The 14,500-nt window shown below is 75.2% G+C and carries 14 protein-coding genes; 2 read left to right on the top strand and 12 right to left on the bottom strand.

Annotated features, from left to right (window positions below):
• Positions 1 to 6 precede the first annotated feature (6 nt).
• The 8 genes from phnD to ET526_RS05935 all read right to left on the bottom strand — a co-directional run bounded on the left by phnD (position 7) and on the right by ET526_RS05935 (position 6,881).
• Entirely contained in the window at positions 7 to 1,083 is a 1,077-nt protein-coding gene (gene phnD, locus ET526_RS05970) for a phosphate/phosphite/phosphonate ABC transporter substrate-binding protein (protein ID WP_135466762.1), read from the bottom strand.
• Positions 1,080 to 1,934 (bottom strand): HAD family hydrolase, encoded by an 855-nt coding sequence (locus ET526_RS05965; RefSeq protein WP_135466761.1) that lies wholly within the window; start codon positions 1,932 to 1,934, stop codon positions 1,080 to 1,082. Before ET526_RS05965 ends, phnD begins: the two co-directional genes overlap by 4 nt.
• Before the next feature lie 45 nt (positions 1,935 to 1,979).
• On the bottom strand, positions 1,980 to 2,780 hold the full coding sequence (locus ET526_RS05960; RefSeq protein ID WP_135466760.1) for a DeoR/GlpR family DNA-binding transcription regulator: 801 nt from the start codon (positions 2,778 to 2,780) through the stop codon (positions 1,980 to 1,982).
• A 52-nt stretch (positions 2,781 to 2,832) separates the two neighbouring features.
• The gene (gene obgE / locus ET526_RS05955) at positions 2,833 to 3,861 is read right to left on the bottom strand and encodes a GTPase ObgE (protein ID WP_135466759.1); all 1,029 of its coding nucleotides are present in this window, start codon (positions 3,859 to 3,861) and stop codon (positions 2,833 to 2,835) included.
• Positions 3,862 to 3,978: 117 nt separating this feature from the next.
• Entirely contained in the window at positions 3,979 to 4,248 is a 270-nt protein-coding gene (gene rpmA / locus ET526_RS05950) for a 50S ribosomal protein L27 (RefSeq protein WP_135466758.1), read from the bottom strand.
• 21 nt (positions 4,249 to 4,269) lie between these two features.
• Positions 4,270 to 4,587: a 50S ribosomal protein L21 gene (gene rplU / locus ET526_RS05945; RefSeq protein ID WP_135466757.1), complete on the bottom strand. Its 318-nt coding sequence runs from the start codon at positions 4,585 to 4,587 to the stop codon at positions 4,270 to 4,272.
• 162 nt (positions 4,588 to 4,749) lie between these two features.
• On the bottom strand, positions 4,750 to 5,511 hold the full coding sequence (locus tag ET526_RS05940) for a DsbA family protein (protein WP_135466756.1): 762 nt from the start codon (positions 5,509 to 5,511) through the stop codon (positions 4,750 to 4,752).
• A complete protein-coding gene (locus ET526_RS05935; RefSeq protein WP_158295506.1) occupies positions 5,508 to 6,881 on the bottom strand; it encodes a M48 family metalloprotease in 1,374 nt (457 codons plus the stop codon). The genes ET526_RS05940 and ET526_RS05935 overlap by 4 nt, the downstream gene beginning before the upstream one ends.
• Here ET526_RS05935 and ET526_RS05930 point away from each other — a divergent pair.
• Positions 6,880 to 8,415 (top strand): gamma-glutamyltransferase, encoded by a 1,536-nt coding sequence (locus ET526_RS05930; protein WP_158295505.1) that lies wholly within the window; start codon positions 6,880 to 6,882, stop codon positions 8,413 to 8,415. The two genes, ET526_RS05935 and ET526_RS05930, sit on opposite strands and share 2 nt — an antisense overlap.
• Before the next feature lie 82 nt (positions 8,416 to 8,497).
• The gene (locus ET526_RS05925) at positions 8,498 to 9,697 is read left to right on the top strand and encodes a pyridoxal phosphate-dependent aminotransferase (protein WP_135466753.1); all 1,200 of its coding nucleotides are present in this window, start codon (positions 8,498 to 8,500) and stop codon (positions 9,695 to 9,697) included.
• Positions 9,698 to 9,779: 82 nt separating this feature from the next.
• Here ET526_RS05925 and ET526_RS21895 read toward each other — a convergent pair whose 3' ends face one another.
• From ET526_RS21895 to ET526_RS05905, 4 genes are all read right to left on the bottom strand, one after another.
• The gene (locus tag ET526_RS21895; RefSeq protein WP_240048276.1) at positions 9,780 to 10,310 is read right to left on the bottom strand and encodes a DUF2934 domain-containing protein; all 531 of its coding nucleotides are present in this window, start codon (positions 10,308 to 10,310) and stop codon (positions 9,780 to 9,782) included.
• Positions 10,311 to 10,415: 105 nt separating this feature from the next.
• A complete protein-coding gene (gene gyrB / locus ET526_RS05915; protein WP_135466752.1) occupies positions 10,416 to 12,866 on the bottom strand; it encodes a DNA topoisomerase (ATP-hydrolyzing) subunit B in 2,451 nt (816 codons plus the stop codon).
• A gap of 65 nt (positions 12,867 to 12,931) precedes the next feature.
• Positions 12,932 to 14,107 carry a DNA replication/repair protein RecF gene (gene recF, locus ET526_RS05910; protein WP_135466751.1) on the bottom strand — a complete coding sequence of 392 codons (1,176 nt, stop codon included), beginning with the start codon at positions 14,105 to 14,107 and terminating at the stop codon, positions 12,932 to 12,934.
• Positions 14,108 to 14,141: 34 nt separating this feature from the next.
• A complete protein-coding gene (locus tag ET526_RS05905; RefSeq protein WP_135466750.1) occupies positions 14,142 to 14,468 on the bottom strand; it encodes a TIGR02300 family protein in 327 nt (108 codons plus the stop codon).
• Between the last annotated feature and the right edge of the window lie 32 nt (positions 14,469 to 14,500).

Raw genomic sequence — 14,500 nt, 5'->3', positions numbered from 1 at the left:
CGCCGCTCACTGCTGCGGGCGCGCCGCCGGCGCCTGCTGCTGTTGCTGTTGCTGTTGCTGCTGGCGCTGCGCGGCGCGGCGGGCGGCGGCCTCCTCCTCGCGCCGCGCCTCGGCGTCGAAATTGGCGCGGGTGTAGGGGGCGCCGGCGGCGTCGGCCACCTGCCGCACCGGCGCCCAGTCCTTCAGGTAGGTGGCCGGCCAGAAGCGGTCATTGCCGCCGAGGTCGCGCTGCATCGCCTCGGGGAAGCGGAAGTCGAAGAAGCACTGGCGGATGCGCTGCGCCAGTTCCGGCTTCAGGTCGTGCGCATGGGCGAAGCTGGAGGTCGGGAAGGGGTCGCTCTGCCAGATGATGCGGAAATTCTCGCGCCGCACCTGCCCGCGCTGCACCATGCGGTTGAACACGTCGGAGGCGACGGGCGCCGCGTCGTAGTCGCCCGCGTTCACGCCCATGACGCTGCGGTCATGGCCGCCGGAATAGACCACGCGGTAGTCCTGGTCCGGCACCAGCCCGTGCTCGGGGAAGAAGGCGCGCGGTGCGAGGTTGCCGGAGTTGGAGGTGGCGGAGGTGTGCGCCACCCGCCTGCCCTTCAGGTCCGCGAGCGACTGGAACGGGCTGTCGGCGCGCACCAGCACGGCGACGCGGTAGCTCTCGTATTCCTGCGCGTTGCCCTTCACCGCGAAGGGCACGGCGCCGGCGAGGTTCACCGCGAAGGCGGTGGGGCCGGTGGAGAAGCCGGCGATGTGCAGCCGCCCGCTGCGCATCGCCTCCACCTGCGCGGCGTTCGACGTCACCTGGAAATACACCACGCGCTTGCCGGTGCACTGCGAGAGGTAGTCGGTGAAGGGCCGGAACTGGCTGGCGTAGAGCGCGGGGTCCTCCACCGGCGTGTAGGCGAAGACCAGGGTGGAGGGGTCGCGCAGGCGCGCCGGATCGCGCGGCGGGTCGGCCACCAGGTCGCGGTCCTCGTCGCAATAGGCGTCGTCCAGCGCGCCGCGGTGGCAGTCGGCCGGCTGCGCCGCGACGGGCCAGGCGAGGCCGAGCAGCGCGGCCATCGCGGCGGCGCCGAGGATCGAGCGGGTCATGATGTTCCTCCCGGTTGGTGCCGCGCGGCCAGCACGGCGGTGGCGAATTCCACGAAGCCCGCCCCGGCCTCGGCGCGCGTGACGAAGGCGGGCGCGGCCGGCATGGCGGGCAGGAAGGGCAGCACGTTGGCGACGCCGACCGAGAGCGGCACGGCGGCGAACATCGGCGAATCGTTGGGGCTGTCCCCGCAGTAGGCGACCCGGTCCAGCACCTCGTCGAGCGGCCGCCAGAGCGTGGCGAAGAGGTGGCGGATGCCGGAAAGCTTGTCCCAGCGTCCGATCCAGGCGTTGACGTGGATGGAGGAGATTTTCGCCTCCGCCCCGCCGGCGCGGAAGATGGCGGCGATGCGCTCCGCGGCGTCGAGCCCGAGCGGCCCGGCATCCTCGCGGAAATCCACCGCGAGGTCGAACAGGCGGAAGGGCTGGTCGGCGGCGATGGCCGCGCCCGGCACGGCCGCCATGGCCTCCGCCGCCAGCGCCCGCAGCCTTGCCTGCGCCGCGATGCGCGCATCTTCCTCCTGCGCCTGGTGGCGGCGCATGCGCCGCGTGGCGTGGTCGTAGGCGTACCAGAGCGCGCCGTTCTCCCCCACCACCGCCGCCACCGGCCAGAAGCGGGCGATCATGTCGCACCACCCCGCCGGGCGGCCGGTCACCGGCACCACGCGGATCCCGGACCGCGCCAACGCCTCGAGCGCCGCATAGGCCTCGGCGGTCAGCCTGCCCCCGGTGGTGAGGGTGTCGTCTATGTCGGCGAGCAGCCAGCGCAGCGCGCGGAGGCGTGCGGGCGGCACCGCCGCCAGCGGCGCCGGGCCGTCGCCTTCCGCCCTGTCCCGGGTGCGCGCCTCGTTCATGCCACCTCCGCTGATGTGGAAGGTGCCACATCTGCATGTGGCAGGTCAAACATCCGGCGCGGGCGGTGCCACCCTCACCCGCACCCCCGCGCGCGCCAGCGCCGCCGCCAGCTCGGGCGGGGGCGGCGCGTCGCAGGCGAGGTCGGTCAGCGCGCCGAGGCCGCAGATCCGCTCCAGATGCGCCTTGCCGAACTTCCCCGAATCCACGAGCAGCACCCGCCGCGCCGCCCGTTCCAGCATGGCGCGCTTGATCCAGCCCGCCCGGCTCTCCACGTCGCTCGGCCCCTCGGCGGTGAGGCCGGAGGCGCCGATCAGGGCGATGTCGGCGTTGAAGCGGCCGAGGAAGCTCGTCGCCTCCGGCCCGTAGACGGCGCGTTCGACCGGGTGGAACTCCCCGGGGCAGAGCAGCACGCGCATCCGCGGCGCGGCGCCGAGCGCCTCGGCCACCGCGAGGCTGTTGGTCAGCACCGTGCCCTCCGGGTCGCGCGCCGCCAGCGCCCGGGCGAAATGCGCGGTGGTGGAGCCGGCATCCACCATCAGCACCGCGCCGGGCTCGACCAGCGCCGCCGCGGCGGCGCCGATCCGCGCCCGCTCGGCGACCGCCATGCGCTCGCGCTGGCCGAGCGCGGGCTGCACCCCGGCATGGACCACCGAGGCGCCGCCATAGGTGCGGCGCACCGAGCCCTGGCGGGACAGCGCCTCGATGTCGCGCCGCACCGTCTCGGGAGAGACGCCGAATTCGGCGGCGAGGGTGGAGATGCGCACCGTCGGATCGGTGGCGAGGGCGGCGAGGATGCGTTGGTGGCGCTGGTCCCGCGGGGGTGCGCCGGTGCTGCGGGGCGGCATGGCCGGGACTGTGCCACGCGTCCCGCGCGCGGCAATGCCCGGAGGGTCGGGTTCAGGCCGCCTGCCGCCTGGCGGCGATGATGCCGGCGAGGCGGCGCAGCAGCGGCGGCAGCCCCTCCCCGGTGACGCCGGAGATCAGGTGCACCTCGTCTCCCACGGCGCGCTGCAACGCCCTGAGGCGGCTGGCACGGGCCTGAGGGGTCATGGCGTCGGCCTTGTTCAGCGCCACGATCTCCGGCTTCTCAGCCAGGCCGTGGCCGTAGCCGGCCAGTTCCGCGCGCACGGTGCGCCAGGCGCCGACCGGGTCGGGCTGGGTGCCGTCCACCAGGTGCAGCAGCACCGCGCAGCGCTCGACATGGCCGAGGAAGCGGGTGCCGAGCCCCACCCCCTCATGCGCCCCCTCGATCAGGCCGGGGATGTCGGCCAGCACGAACTCCTCCGTCGCGGAGAGGTGAGATCCCCTCCCCGCGTGCAGGCGCACCACGCCAAGCTGCGGGTGCAGCGTGGTGAAGGGGTAGTCGGCGATCTTCGGCCGCGCCGCGCTGACCGCGGCGAGAAAGGTGGACTTGCCGGCATTGGGCAGCCCGACCAGCCCGGCATCGGCGATCAGCTTGAGGCGCAGCCAGATCCAGCGCTCCTCCCCCGGCCAGCCCTTGTCGGCGCGGCGGGGGGCGCGGTTGGTCGAGGATTTGTAGTGCGCGTTGCCGAAGCCGCCATCGCCCCCCTTCGCGATCACCACCCGCTTGCCGGGGGCGTCGAGGTCGGCGAGCAGCGTCTCCTTGTCCTCGGCCAGGATCTGGGTGCCGACCGGGACCTTCAGCACCACGGGCGGGGCGGCGGCGCCGGTGCGGTCGGAGCCGGCGCCATTGCCGCCCTTGCGGGCCCTGAAATGCTGAGCGTAGCGGTAGTCGATCAGGGTGTTCAGCCCCTCCACCGCCTCCACCACCACGTCGCCGCCCCTGCCCCCGTTGCCGCCGTCGGGGCCGCCGAATTCGAGGAATTTCTCGCGCCGGAAGGCGACCACGCCGTCGCCGCCGTCGCCCGCCTTCACCCAGACCTTGGCCTCGTCGAGGAATTTCATGACCGTTGTCCAACGCCGCCGGCGCGGAGGATGTGGTGCGGCGGCTGCGCGCCGGCGGCCTAAACGAAGCGAGGGCCCCGAGGGACCCCCGCCGTCACGCCTCCGGAGCGGAAGGCGCTACTCCGCCGCCTGCGGCGCCGGCACGACCGAGACGTGCACGCGCCCCTCGGCCTTGCGCTCGAAGCGCACCACCCCGTCCACGCGGGCGTGCAGGAAATGGGTGCGGCCGACATAGACATTGTCGCCCGGCCGCATCGTGGTGCCGCGCTGGGCGACGATGATGTTGCCGGCCTTCACCGCCTGCCCGCCGAACAGCTTCACGCCGAGCCGCTTGCCCGCGGAATCGCGCCCGTTGCGGGAGGAGCCGCCGGCCTTCTTGTGCGCCATAGCCCTGGATCTCCTTGCTCGTCAGGCGGCGGCGATGCCGGCGATGCGCAGCACGGTCAGGTGCTGGCGGTGGCCGCGCTTGCGCCGGTAGTTCTGCCGCCGCTTCTTCTTGAAGACGATGATCTTCTCGCCCCGCTTCTGCTCCAGCACCGTGGCGGTGACGGAGGCGCCCGGCACGGTCGGCGCGCCGAGGGTCAGCCCGCCCTCGCCGCCGAGCGCGAGCACCTCGTGGAAGGTGACGGTCGAGCCGGGCTCGGCCTCGAGCTTCTCCACCGTCAGCACGGCGTTCGGCGTCACCCGGTACTGCTTTCCGCCGGTGCGGATCACTGCGAAGGTCATCTGCGGCCTCGGTTGGTCGCCCCCCGGCGATGCGGCCGGGGCGGCGCTGCCCCGGGCTCCCGGCCCGGGAGGTCATGGTCCTGCTGACGGCCGGAAACGGCCGCCGGCGGCGCAGGGGCGCCGCCGGGAGGCGGGGGATATAGCGGCGCCGCCTGCGCCCCGTCAACGCCCCGCCGGGGCGGCGTCCCGCGCCAGCCGCTCCCGCTCGGCCGCCACCAGCGCCTGCAGGGTGCCGAGATCCACCGCGCCCGGGATCAGCGTCTCCCCGATCACCAGCGCTGGCGTGCCCTCGATGTTGAGCGCCCGGGCGAGGCGCATGTTCCCCTCCAGCCGCCGCTGGATGGCCGGCTCCTCCATGTCGCGGCGGAGGCGCGCCCAGTCGAGGCCGGCGCGCTCCGCCTCCCGCCGCAGCACCGGCTCGGTCGGCTCCTCGCGCAGGCGCATCAGCGCGTCGTGCAGGGCGGCGTACTTGCCCTGGCGCTGCGCCGCCAGCAGGGCGCGGGCGCCGAGGACGCTGTTCGGCCCGAGGATCGGCAGGTCCTTCAGCACCACCCGCGCATCCGGGTTGCGGCGCAGCAGCTCCGCCCGCACGGGATGGAGCTGCTTGCAGTAGCCGCAGCGTATGTCGAAGAACTCCACGAGCGTCACGGCGCCCGCCGGGTTGCCGAGCACCGGGGCCTCCGGGTCGCGGAACAGCGCCTCCGCCTCGGCGGCGATCGCCGCCCGCCGCGCCTCCTCCTGCGCCTCCGCCTCGGCGAGGCGCAGCGCCTCGAAGGCCTCGCGCAGGATCGAGGGGTCGGTCCGCAGCGCCTCGCGCAGGATGCCGATGATCTCCTGCCGCTGCTCGGGTGTGAAGGGCTGCGCCGCGGCCGGCGCGCCCCACAGGATGGCGGCGGCCAGCACCGCCCCTGGCCACAGCCTCATCGTCCCGGCCTCCGTCGCATGGCATCCTCCGCCTCGCGCTGCTCGCGCGTCATGTTCTCGCGCTGCACGGCGAAGCGCAGATCCTGCGCGCGCAGCCGCAGGGGGCCGGGGGGCAGCGTCGCCTCGGCCCGGGCGGCAAGGCGGCGCACTGCCGCGTAGTCGCCCCTGAGCATCGCCTCCTCGGCCAGCGCCAGCTCCGCCTCGGCCATCCGCCCGAGCCGCCCCTGGGCGGTGGCGAGAAGCCGCCAAGTGAAGGCCTGGGCGCGGTCGAGGCGCAGGCTGGCCTCGAAGGCTTCCACCGCCTGGCGCAGCCCTGCCTCGCCCCCCGCCTCCAGCAGCGCCCGGCCATGGGCGGTGCGGATCAGCGCCTCCCCGGGCGCGAGGCGCACCGCCTCCCCATAGGCGGCCGCGGCCTCGGCGGGACGGCCGGCCTCGAACAGGATCTGGCCCTTCAGCTCTCGCAGCCAGGGGCTGGCCGGCCGCTCGCGGATCAGCGGCTCGAGCAGCGCCAGCGCCTCCTCGCTGCGCCCGCTGCGGTGCCAGGCGATGGCGCGGGCATAGCGGGCCGGGGCCGAGGCGTCGCCCTCCCGGTAGCGGCGCAGGGTGGCGGCCGGCGGGTCTATGAAGCCGTCGAGCTTGGCCCGCACCATGGCGAAGCCCTGCTCGATCGCCGCCGGCAGCGCGGCGTCGCGGTGCGGGCTGCGCGCCAGGTGCTCGCGCAGGAACTCCAGCCGGTCGCGGGAGAGGGGGTGGGTGCGGAAATACGGGTCCTGCCGGCCGACCGCCAGCAGCTCCTGGTCCTGCAGCCGCTCGAGCACCCGCACCATGCCGCGCGCCGACCAGCCGAGCCGGTCGAGGTAGGTGACGCCCGCCTGGTCGGCCGCCTGCTCCTGGGCGCGGGTGAAGGCGTAGAGCTGGCCCATCGCCATGCTCTGGCTGCCGAGCACGAGGGCGCCCGCCGCGTCGGCGCCGCCGTGCCGCGCCCCCGCCGCCGCCGCGCCGGCCCCGAGCACCATGCCGGCGATGGAGCGGATCATGGCGTTGCGCAGCTCCTCCGGCAGGCGGGCGATGTGCCCGCCCGCCACGTGCCCGGTCTCGTGCGCCAGCACGCCGACCAGCTCCAGCGCCGTCTCCGACTGCTGGATCAGGCCGGTGTTGATGAACAGCCGGTTGCCGGTGGTGACGAAGGCGTTTATGGGCCGCGCCTGGACCAGCATGACGCGCATCAGCCCGGCATCCACCCCCGCCGCGCCGAACAGCGGGTGGAGGATGGCGCGGATGAGGCTTTCCGTCTCCGCGTCGCGCACCAGCACCAGTTCGGTCGCCGGGCCCTGGGCCCGCGCCGCAGAGGGGGCCAGGGACCCGAGCATGAGCATCAGCGCTGAGAGCAGGGCGAGCGCCTTTCGCATGGGCGGGGTTGTAGCGCGCCCGCGGGGCGGCGGGCCAGGATCCGCCCCCCGGCGCAACGGGGCGCGGGGGCGCGCCGCGCTGCTGCTCGCGGGGGCGCTCGTGCTCGGCGGCTGCGGCACGCTGTCCTCCCTCAACCCCTTCGCCCGCTCCGGGCCGGAGGCGGGCACGCCGGGCTTCGTCCGCGGCTTCCTCGGCGGGGTCGCGGCCGAGGACCCGGCGGCGGCGCTCGCCGCGCGCAACGTGCTCTCGGCCGGGGGCACGGCGGTGGATGCCGCGGTGGCGGCGGGCTTCGTGATGGCGGTGACGCTGCCCTCCCGCGTCGGCCTGGGCGGGGGCGGCGCCTGCCTGGTCTTCGACCCGGCGCGGCAGGGGGTGGAGGCGGTGCTGTTCCCGCCCGGCCCCCGCGCCGCCATCCCCGCCGGCGCCGACCGCCCGGCGGCGGTGCCGATGCTGGCGCGCGGCCTGTTCGCCCTGCACACCCGCCGCCCCGGCCGCCCCTTCGAGGAACTGGTGGCGGCGGCCGAGCAGGCCGCCCGCTTCGGCACCGAGGTCAGCCGCGGCCTCGCCGAGGATCTCGCCGCCGTCCACCGCCCCCTTTTCGCCGACCCGGCGGCGCGGGCGGTGTTCGGCCGGCCGGACGGATCGCCGAGGACGGCGGGCGAGCGGCTGGTGCAGCCGGAGCTGGCGGCGACCCTCGCCCAGCTCCGCATCCAGGGGGTGGGCGACCTGCACCAGGGTGCGCTGGGACGGCGGCTTGAGGAGGTCTCGCGCCTCGCCGGTGGCGGGCTGACCCTTGAGGAGCTGCGCGCCGGCCTGCCGCGGCTGGAGCAGCCGATCCTGCTGCCGGCGCGCGGCGGCGACCGCATCGCCTTCCTGCCGCCGCCGGCCGATGGCGGCCTCGCCGCCGCCGCAAGCTTCGGCGCGCTCGCCGCCGGGCAGTCCCTGGCCGAGGCGGAAGCGCGCGGCCTCGCCGTCGCCGCCGCCTGGCGCGAGCGCGGAGGGGATCCCCGGGCGCTGCTCGCCGCGCCGGCGCCGGCGGCGGCGGGCATGGCGATGCTGCCGGCCTCGGCCGCGCTCGCGGTGTTCGACCGCAACGGGGTGGCGGTCTCCTGCGCCTTCACCCTGAACAACCTGTTCGGCACCGGACGGATGGCGCCGGGCATGGGCTTCCTGCTCGGCGCGGCGCCGAATGCGGGGGCGGTGCAGCCGGCGCTGCTCTCGGCGGCCATGGCCTACAACCCGAACCTGCGCGCCTTCCGCATGGGTGTCGCGGGCTCGGGCCAGCGGGCGGCGCCGATGGCGGTGGCCGGCCCGGCGGCGCTGCACCTGCTGCGCGGCGCGGCGCCAATGGAGGCCGTGGCGGCGGGCGTGCCGCCACCGGGGCGGACGCAGTTCACCGCCTGCCTCAACTACCTGCCCGGGCGGCCGGAGCGCTGCACCGCGATCAGCGACCCGCGCGGCACCGGCGTGGCGGTGGGGACGCTCGACCAGTGAGGGCGGAGCACGGAGTGGCCGGGCCGGGTCCGGCCGGCCGGCGCGGCGCGCCGGTACCGCCCCCGGCGGGGAGGAGGCGCCCATGGCGCTGAAGATCGGGCGCGGCGCCGCGGCGCCGCCCTTCCTGGTGATGGACGTGATCGCGGCCGCCAATGCGCGCGCCGCCGCCCTGCCGCCGGGCACGCCCGGCGTGATCCGCATGGAGGTCGGCCAGCCCGGCACCGGCGCCCCGCGCGGCGCCGCCGAGGCCGCGATCCGGGCGCTGCGCGCCGGCGCGCCCCTCGGCTACACGGAGGCGTTCGGGCTGCGCAGCCTGCGCGAGCGCATCGCGCGCCACTACGCCGAGCGCTACGGCGCCACGGTCCCGGCGGAGCGGGTGGCGGTGACGGTCGGTGCCTCGGGCGCCTTCCCCCTCGCCTTCCTCGCCGCCTTCGATCCGGGCGACAGGGTGGCGATGGCATCGCCCTACTATCCGCCCTACGCCAACATCCTGACCGCGCTCGGCATGCGGCCGGTGCTGCTGCCCTGCGACGCCGCGACGCGCTGGCAGCCGACGCTGCCGATGCTGGAGGCGCTGGACCCGCCGCCCGACGGGCTGATCGTGGCCAGCCCCTGCAACCCCGCCGGCACCATGCTGGCGCCGGCGGAACTCGCCGCCATCGCCCGCTGGTGCCACGCCAACGGGGTGCGGCTGATCTCGGACGAGATCTACCACGGACTGACCTACGGCACGGTGCCCGAGGCGACGGCGGCGGCGCTCTCCGACAGCGCCCTGGCCGTGAACAGCTTCTCCAAGTACTGGTCGATGACCGGCTGGCGCGTCGGCTGGATGGTGTTGCCGGAGGACCTGGTCCGGCCGGTGGAGCGCCTGGCGCAGAACATGTTCATCAGCGCCCCGCACATCGCCCAGCTTGCCGCCGAAGCGGCGATGGACTGCACCGGGGAGCTGGAGGCGAACCGGGCCGCCTACGCGCGGAGCCGCGCCGCGCTGCTCGCGGGGCTGCCGCGTGCGGGCCTCACCTCGATCGCGGCGGCGGACGGCGCCTTCTACCTCTGGTGCGACGTCGGTCACCTGACCAACGACAGCGCGCGCTTCTGCGCCGAGATGCTGGAGCAGGCGGGGATTGCCGCAACCACGGGGCTCGATTTCGACCGCGAGCGCGGGGCGCGCTTCCTCCGCCTCAGCTATTGCGGCCCGGAGGCCGAGATGGCGGAGGCGCCGGAGCGGCTGGCGCGCTGGCTGGCGGGACGCGCGGGCGGGCGAAGCCGGCCCGAGGCGTGACGCCCCCGCCGGTCAGGGGCCGGACGCCGTCTCCGCCCGGCCGCGGCGGCGGCGCCAGCCGTTCCCGCCCTTGCGATCCGCCCTACCGTCCCGGCGACGGGTCGCGCTCGGGCAGGGGCGAGGCTCCCGTCTCGCCGCCGAACTGCCGCGGCGCGCGCGCCGCGGGTGCCCCCTCATCCCCCGCCAGCGCCTGGCGGGCGCGGTGCCAGAACTCCACGTCCCTGCCCTCCGGCCGGCCTTCCTGCTCCCAGAGCTGATAGGCGCGCTCCCGGATCCGCTGCTCGGGATCGTGCGCCTGGGGCTCGGCGGCACCGTATTCGCGGCAGGCGTCGAGGATCTGCCGCAGATGATCCTCCTCCACCCAGGCGACGAGCAGGATGCCGCCGCCGCGCATCCGTTCGGCATGGCGCCGGACCGCCTCCTCGGGCAGGCCGAGCTCGGCCAGGGAGGCCTCGAGGTCGTCATCCTGGGGCGAGCGCGCCTCCTCTCCGGCGGCGTCGAAGGCGTGGACCTGGATCCGCTCGCGGGGAACGTTGAACTCCTGAACCAGGTGCTCCACCACCAGATCCAGGTCGCGGCGTTTCTGGAACAGGCCGGTGACGATGCGCGTCATGGCGTGGCCTCCTGCGTCGGCGGGGCGAGGGCGGCAGCCCGGCCCCGCCCGGCACAACGGCCCGCCGCAGGCCGCGTTCCGCCGCCTGCCCACGCCCGCGCGGGGCTACACGTCGAGGTTGGCGACCCGGAGCGCGTTGCTCACGATGAAGTCGCGCCGCGGCTCCACCACATCGCCCATCAGGGTGGAGAAGATCTGCTCGGCGTCCTCCACATCCTCGATCCGCACCTTGAGCAGGGTGCGTGCCGCCGGATCGAGCGTGGTCTTCCAGAGCTGCTCCGGGTTCATCTCGCCGAGCCCCTTGAAGCGCTGGATGGTCAGCCCCTTGCGGCCCTGCGCCAGGATGCGCTCGAGCGCCGCCACCGGCCCGTGCACCGCGGCCTCCGTCCCGTCCAGCGTCAGCAGGGCGGGGGCGCCGAAATGGCGCTCCAGCAGCTCGCGCCGCTCGTCCAGCCAGCGCGCCTCGGCGCTGCGCAGCGCCGCCGGGCCGAGGGCGTGGCGCTCCGTCACCCCGCGCACCTGGCGCCAGAGCTGCAGGCCGCCGCCATCGGCGGGCAGCGCGTTCCAGTGCCGCTCCGCGGGCGGGGCGAGGGCGTTCAGCCGCTCGACCAGCCGCGCCGCGGCCGCCGTCGCGCGCTCGGGGTCGGCGGTCAGCGCGCCGGCCACCGCGGCCTGCTCGACGATCTCGGCCGGCACGCCGGCGGCCAGGCGGCGCACGCGGCGGGCGATCTCGCGCAGGCGGTCCGCCTCCGCGCGCAGCGCCTCGCCCGCGAGCTCCTGCCCGTCGGCGAGGCGCAGGACCGCGCCGCCGAGCGCCTTCTCGAGCAGGAAGTCCTCGAGCGCCCGCTCGTCCTTCAGGTAGCGCTCCTCGCCGCCGCGCTTGGCGCGGAACAGCGGCGGCTGGGCGATGTAGAGATGCCCCCGCTCGATGAGCTGCGGCATCTGGCGGAAGAAGAAGGTCAGCAGCAGGGTGCGGATGTGGCTGCCGTCCACGTCCGCGTCGGTCATGATGACGATGCGGTGGTAGCGCAGCTTCGAGATGTCGAAGCCCCCCTTGGCCGGGTCGCCCGGGCCGATGCCGGTGCCGAGGGCGGTGATCAGCGTGCCGATCTCGGCGGAGGACAGCATCTTGTCCACCCGCGCCCGCTCGACGTTGAGGATCTTGCCCTTCAGCGGCAGGATGGCCTGGAAGCGCCGGTCGCGCCCCTGCTTGGCGCTGCCGCCGGCGCTGTCGCCCTCGACGATGAACAGCTCGCTCCTTGCCGGGTCCTTCTCCTGGCAGTCGGCGAGCTTGCCCGGCAGGGTGGAGATGTCGAGCGCGTTCTTCCGCCCGACCTTCTCGCGGGCGAGCTGCGCCGCCTTGCGCGCCGCCGCCGCCAGCACGACCTGGTCGAGGACCAGCCTCGCCTCCTTCGGATGCGTCTCGAACCAGTGGGAGAGCGCGTCGGAGACGGCGGCCTGCACCACCGGCTGCACCTCGGAGCTGACCAGCTTGTCCTTGGTCTGGGAGGAGAATTTCGGGTCCGGCACCTTCACCGACAGCACGCAGGTCAGCCCCTCGCGCATGTCCTCGCCGGAAAGCTCCACCTTCTCCTTCCGCGCCAGCTCCTCGGCGTATCTCGCCACCACCCGCGTCAGCGCCTGGCGGAACCCGGCCTGGTGCGTGCCGCCGTCGCGCTGCGGGATGTTGTTGGTGAAGCAGAGCGTCACCTCGCGCGGGGAGTTGTTCCACCACATCGCCAGCTCGACGCGGATGCCGTCCTGCCCCCTGGACTGCACGCTGATCGGCGGGCGGAACAGCGGCTCCTTGCCCTGGTCCAGCCACTCGACGAAGGCGACAAGGCCGCCCTTGAACTGGAAGAACACCTCCTGCGCCGGCACGTGGCGGTCGTCCCTGAGCGCGATGGCGAGGCCGGAGTTGAGGAAGGCGAGCTCGCGCAGCCGCCGCTCGAGGACCGCGAAGTCGTACTCGGTCCTGCTGAAGGTGGCGGGCGAGGGCTTGAAGGTGACCTCGGTGCCCCCCGGCGCGTCGGAGGGGCCGACCACCGTCAGCGGCCGCACCGTCTCGCCATGCTCGAAGCGGATGACGTGCTCGAGGCCGCCGCGCCAGATCCGCACCTCCATCCACTCGGAGAGCGCGTTGACCACCGCCGCGCCGACGCCGTGCAGCCCGCCCGAGACCTTGTAGGAGTTCTGGTTGAACTTGCCGCCCGCGTGCAGGCGCGTCAGCACCACCTCGGCGGCGGAGACGCCCTCCTCCTCGTGGAGGTCCACGGGGATGCCGCGCCCGTCGTCGCGCACGGTGACGGAGCCGTCGCCGTTCAGCGTGACCTCGACGCGGGTGGCGTAGCCCGCCTGCGCCTCGTCCACGGCGTTGTCGATGATCTCGAACGCCATGTGGTGCAGGCCGGAGCCGTCATCGGTGTCGCCGATGTACATGCCCGGCCGCTTGCGCACGGCCTCGAGGCCGCGGAGGACGGTGATGGAGGCGCTGTTGTAGTCGGCCCCGCCGGTCGGCTCGGGGCTCATCTCGGCGCGCGCGGCGGCGTCGCTCATGCCGGCGGGAAACTCCTCGGGAATTCGGCTGCGGGAATCGGGTGGAATATAGGGATTGTCGGTGCTTACGGCACGGGCAAATCGGCATCCGGAACGAGCTGCCCGCCCCCCGCCCGGAACCCCTCCGCCACCCCCCGGAGCGGTGCGAACAGCGCCGCATCGGTGCCGGTGAGGAAGGACTGCGCGGGCAGGGCGGCGAGGGCGGCGAACAGCGCCTCGCGCCGCGGCGCGTCGAGATGCGCCGCCACCTCGTCCAAAAGCAGCAGCGGCGCGAAGCCGCGCGCCTCGGCGATCAGCGCCGCGTGCGCCAGCACCACCGCCACCAGCAGCGCCTTCTGCTCCCCGGTCGAGCACAGCGCGGCGGGCAGCTCCCTCGGCAGGTGGACGAAGCCGAGATCGGCGCGGTGCGGGCCGGCGAGCGTCGCCCCCGCCGCGGCGTCGCGGCCGCGGCTCGCCGCCCATTCCGCGCGCAGCCCCTCCTCCACCGCGAGCGCCGGCGCGGCGCCGAGCGCGGCCGAGACGGCGCAGGCGAGCTCCAGCCGCGCCGCCGGGAAGGCGCCGGTGATGCCCCGGGCGAGCGCCGCATTCAGCCGCGCCACCAGCCCCCGGCGCGCCGCGGCGGCGGCCACCCCGTGCCGCGCCATCGCCTCCTCCAGCGCGGCGAGCCAGGCCGGGTCGGCGCGCGCGCCCTCCCGCCGCTCGCCCGCGAGCAGCCGGTTGCGCTGCGCCATGGCGTGGTCGTAGGCCGCCACCTCGCGGGCGTGGTGCGGCTCCAGCGCCCAGACCAGCCGGTCGAGGAAGCGACGGCGGTCGCTCGCCGCGTCCTGGAACAGCCGGTCCATCTGCGGCGTCAGCCAGACCGCGGCCACCCGCTCGGCGAGGTCCGCCTGGCCGCGCAGGGGCAGGCCGTCGAGGCGGAAGGCGCGCCGGGCGAGCGGCCCGCCCTCCGGGGTGCCGGTGCCGATGTCGAACCCGCCCCAGGGCCCCTCGAAGCGTCCTGCCGCCGCCCAGGGCAGCGGCCCCTCCCCGTCCCCCTGCCGCGCCAGCTCGGCCGCACGCGCGCCGCGCAGGCCGCGGCCGGGGCCGAGCAGGCTGATCGCCTCGAGCAGGTTGGTTTTGCCCGCCCCGTTCTCGCCGGTGACGACGACGATCCCGGCCCCGAAGCGGGCGGTCAGCGCCGCCCAGCTCCGGAAGTCCCGCAGCCGCAGCCGGGTCAGGCGGAGCGATGGCGCCGGCGGCATGGTTCGCAGGCCAGGCCCGCGAGGGGGCGCCGGCTCAGCTCTCCTCGTCGCGGTCGGCCTCGACCTCGATCTCCTCGCCGAGGCCCTCGGCCTCGTCCTCCAGCTCCTCGGCGTCCTCGATGGTCTCGTCCGCCTCGACATCCTCGAGCTCCACCTCCTCCCCCTCGATGTCCGGGGCGAGAAGGCGCTTCTTCACCTTGTCCTCGGCCTGGGCGCCGCCGCTGGGGCGGCGCAGGCGCGGCTGCTCGGCCGGCTGCTCGGTGCCGCATTTCGGGCAGATCGCGGGCGCGCGCATCAGGTCGTAGAATTTCGTGTTGCAGGCGACGCAGACGCGCTTGAGGCCCAGTTCGGGCTTGGCCATCGGGAAACCTCGTTCGCCCCCGTGCCGGGGGT

It is taken from the genome of Crenalkalicoccus roseus (assembly GCF_004761865.1).
GTDB lineage: Bacteria > Pseudomonadota > Alphaproteobacteria > Acetobacterales > Acetobacteraceae > Crenalkalicoccus > Crenalkalicoccus roseus.
This window is presented reverse-complemented; position numbering and strand designations above follow the sequence as displayed.

What these genes read in the sequence shown, in the direction of transcription:
- phnD (WP_135466762.1), bottom strand. Translation starts at nt 1,083, where the DNA reads ATGACCCGCTCGATCCTCGGCGCCGCCGCGATGGCCGCGCTGCTCGGC.
- ET526_RS05965 (WP_135466761.1), bottom strand. Translation starts at nt 1,934, where the DNA reads ATGAACGAGGCGCGCACCCGGGACAGGGCGGAAGGCGACGGCCCGGCG.
- ET526_RS05960 (WP_135466760.1), bottom strand. Translation starts at nt 2,780, where the DNA reads ATGCCGCCCCGCAGCACCGGCGCACCCCCGCGGGACCAGCGCCACCAA.
- obgE (WP_135466759.1), bottom strand. Translation starts at nt 3,861, where the DNA reads ATGAAATTCCTCGACGAGGCCAAGGTCTGGGTGAAGGCGGGCGACGGC.
- rpmA (WP_135466758.1), bottom strand. Translation starts at nt 4,248, where the DNA reads ATGGCGCACAAGAAGGCCGGCGGCTCCTCCCGCAACGGGCGCGATTCC.
- rplU (WP_135466757.1), bottom strand. Translation starts at nt 4,587, where the DNA reads ATGACCTTCGCAGTGATCCGCACCGGCGGAAAGCAGTACCGGGTGACG.
- ET526_RS05940 (WP_135466756.1), bottom strand. Translation starts at nt 5,511, where the DNA reads ATGAGGCTGTGGCCAGGGGCGGTGCTGGCCGCCGCCATCCTGTGGGGC.
- ET526_RS05930 (WP_158295505.1), top strand. Translation starts at nt 6,880, where the DNA reads ATGAGCATCAGCGCTGAGAGCAGGGCGAGCGCCTTTCGCATGGGCGGG.
- ET526_RS05935 (WP_158295506.1), bottom strand. Translation starts at nt 6,881, where the DNA reads ATGCTCGGGTCCCTGGCCCCCTCTGCGGCGCGGGCCCAGGGCCCGGCG.
- ET526_RS05925 (WP_135466753.1), top strand. Translation starts at nt 8,498, where the DNA reads ATGGCGCTGAAGATCGGGCGCGGCGCCGCGGCGCCGCCCTTCCTGGTG.
- ET526_RS21895 (WP_240048276.1), bottom strand. Translation starts at nt 10,310, where the DNA reads ATGACGCGCATCGTCACCGGCCTGTTCCAGAAACGCCGCGACCTGGAT.
- gyrB (WP_135466752.1), bottom strand. Translation starts at nt 12,866, where the DNA reads ATGAGCGACGCCGCCGCGCGCGCCGAGATGAGCCCCGAGCCGACCGGC.
- recF (WP_135466751.1), bottom strand. Translation starts at nt 14,107, where the DNA reads ATGCCGCCGGCGCCATCGCTCCGCCTGACCCGGCTGCGGCTGCGGGAC.
- ET526_RS05905 (WP_135466750.1), bottom strand. Translation starts at nt 14,468, where the DNA reads ATGGCCAAGCCCGAACTGGGCCTCAAGCGCGTCTGCGTCGCCTGCAAC.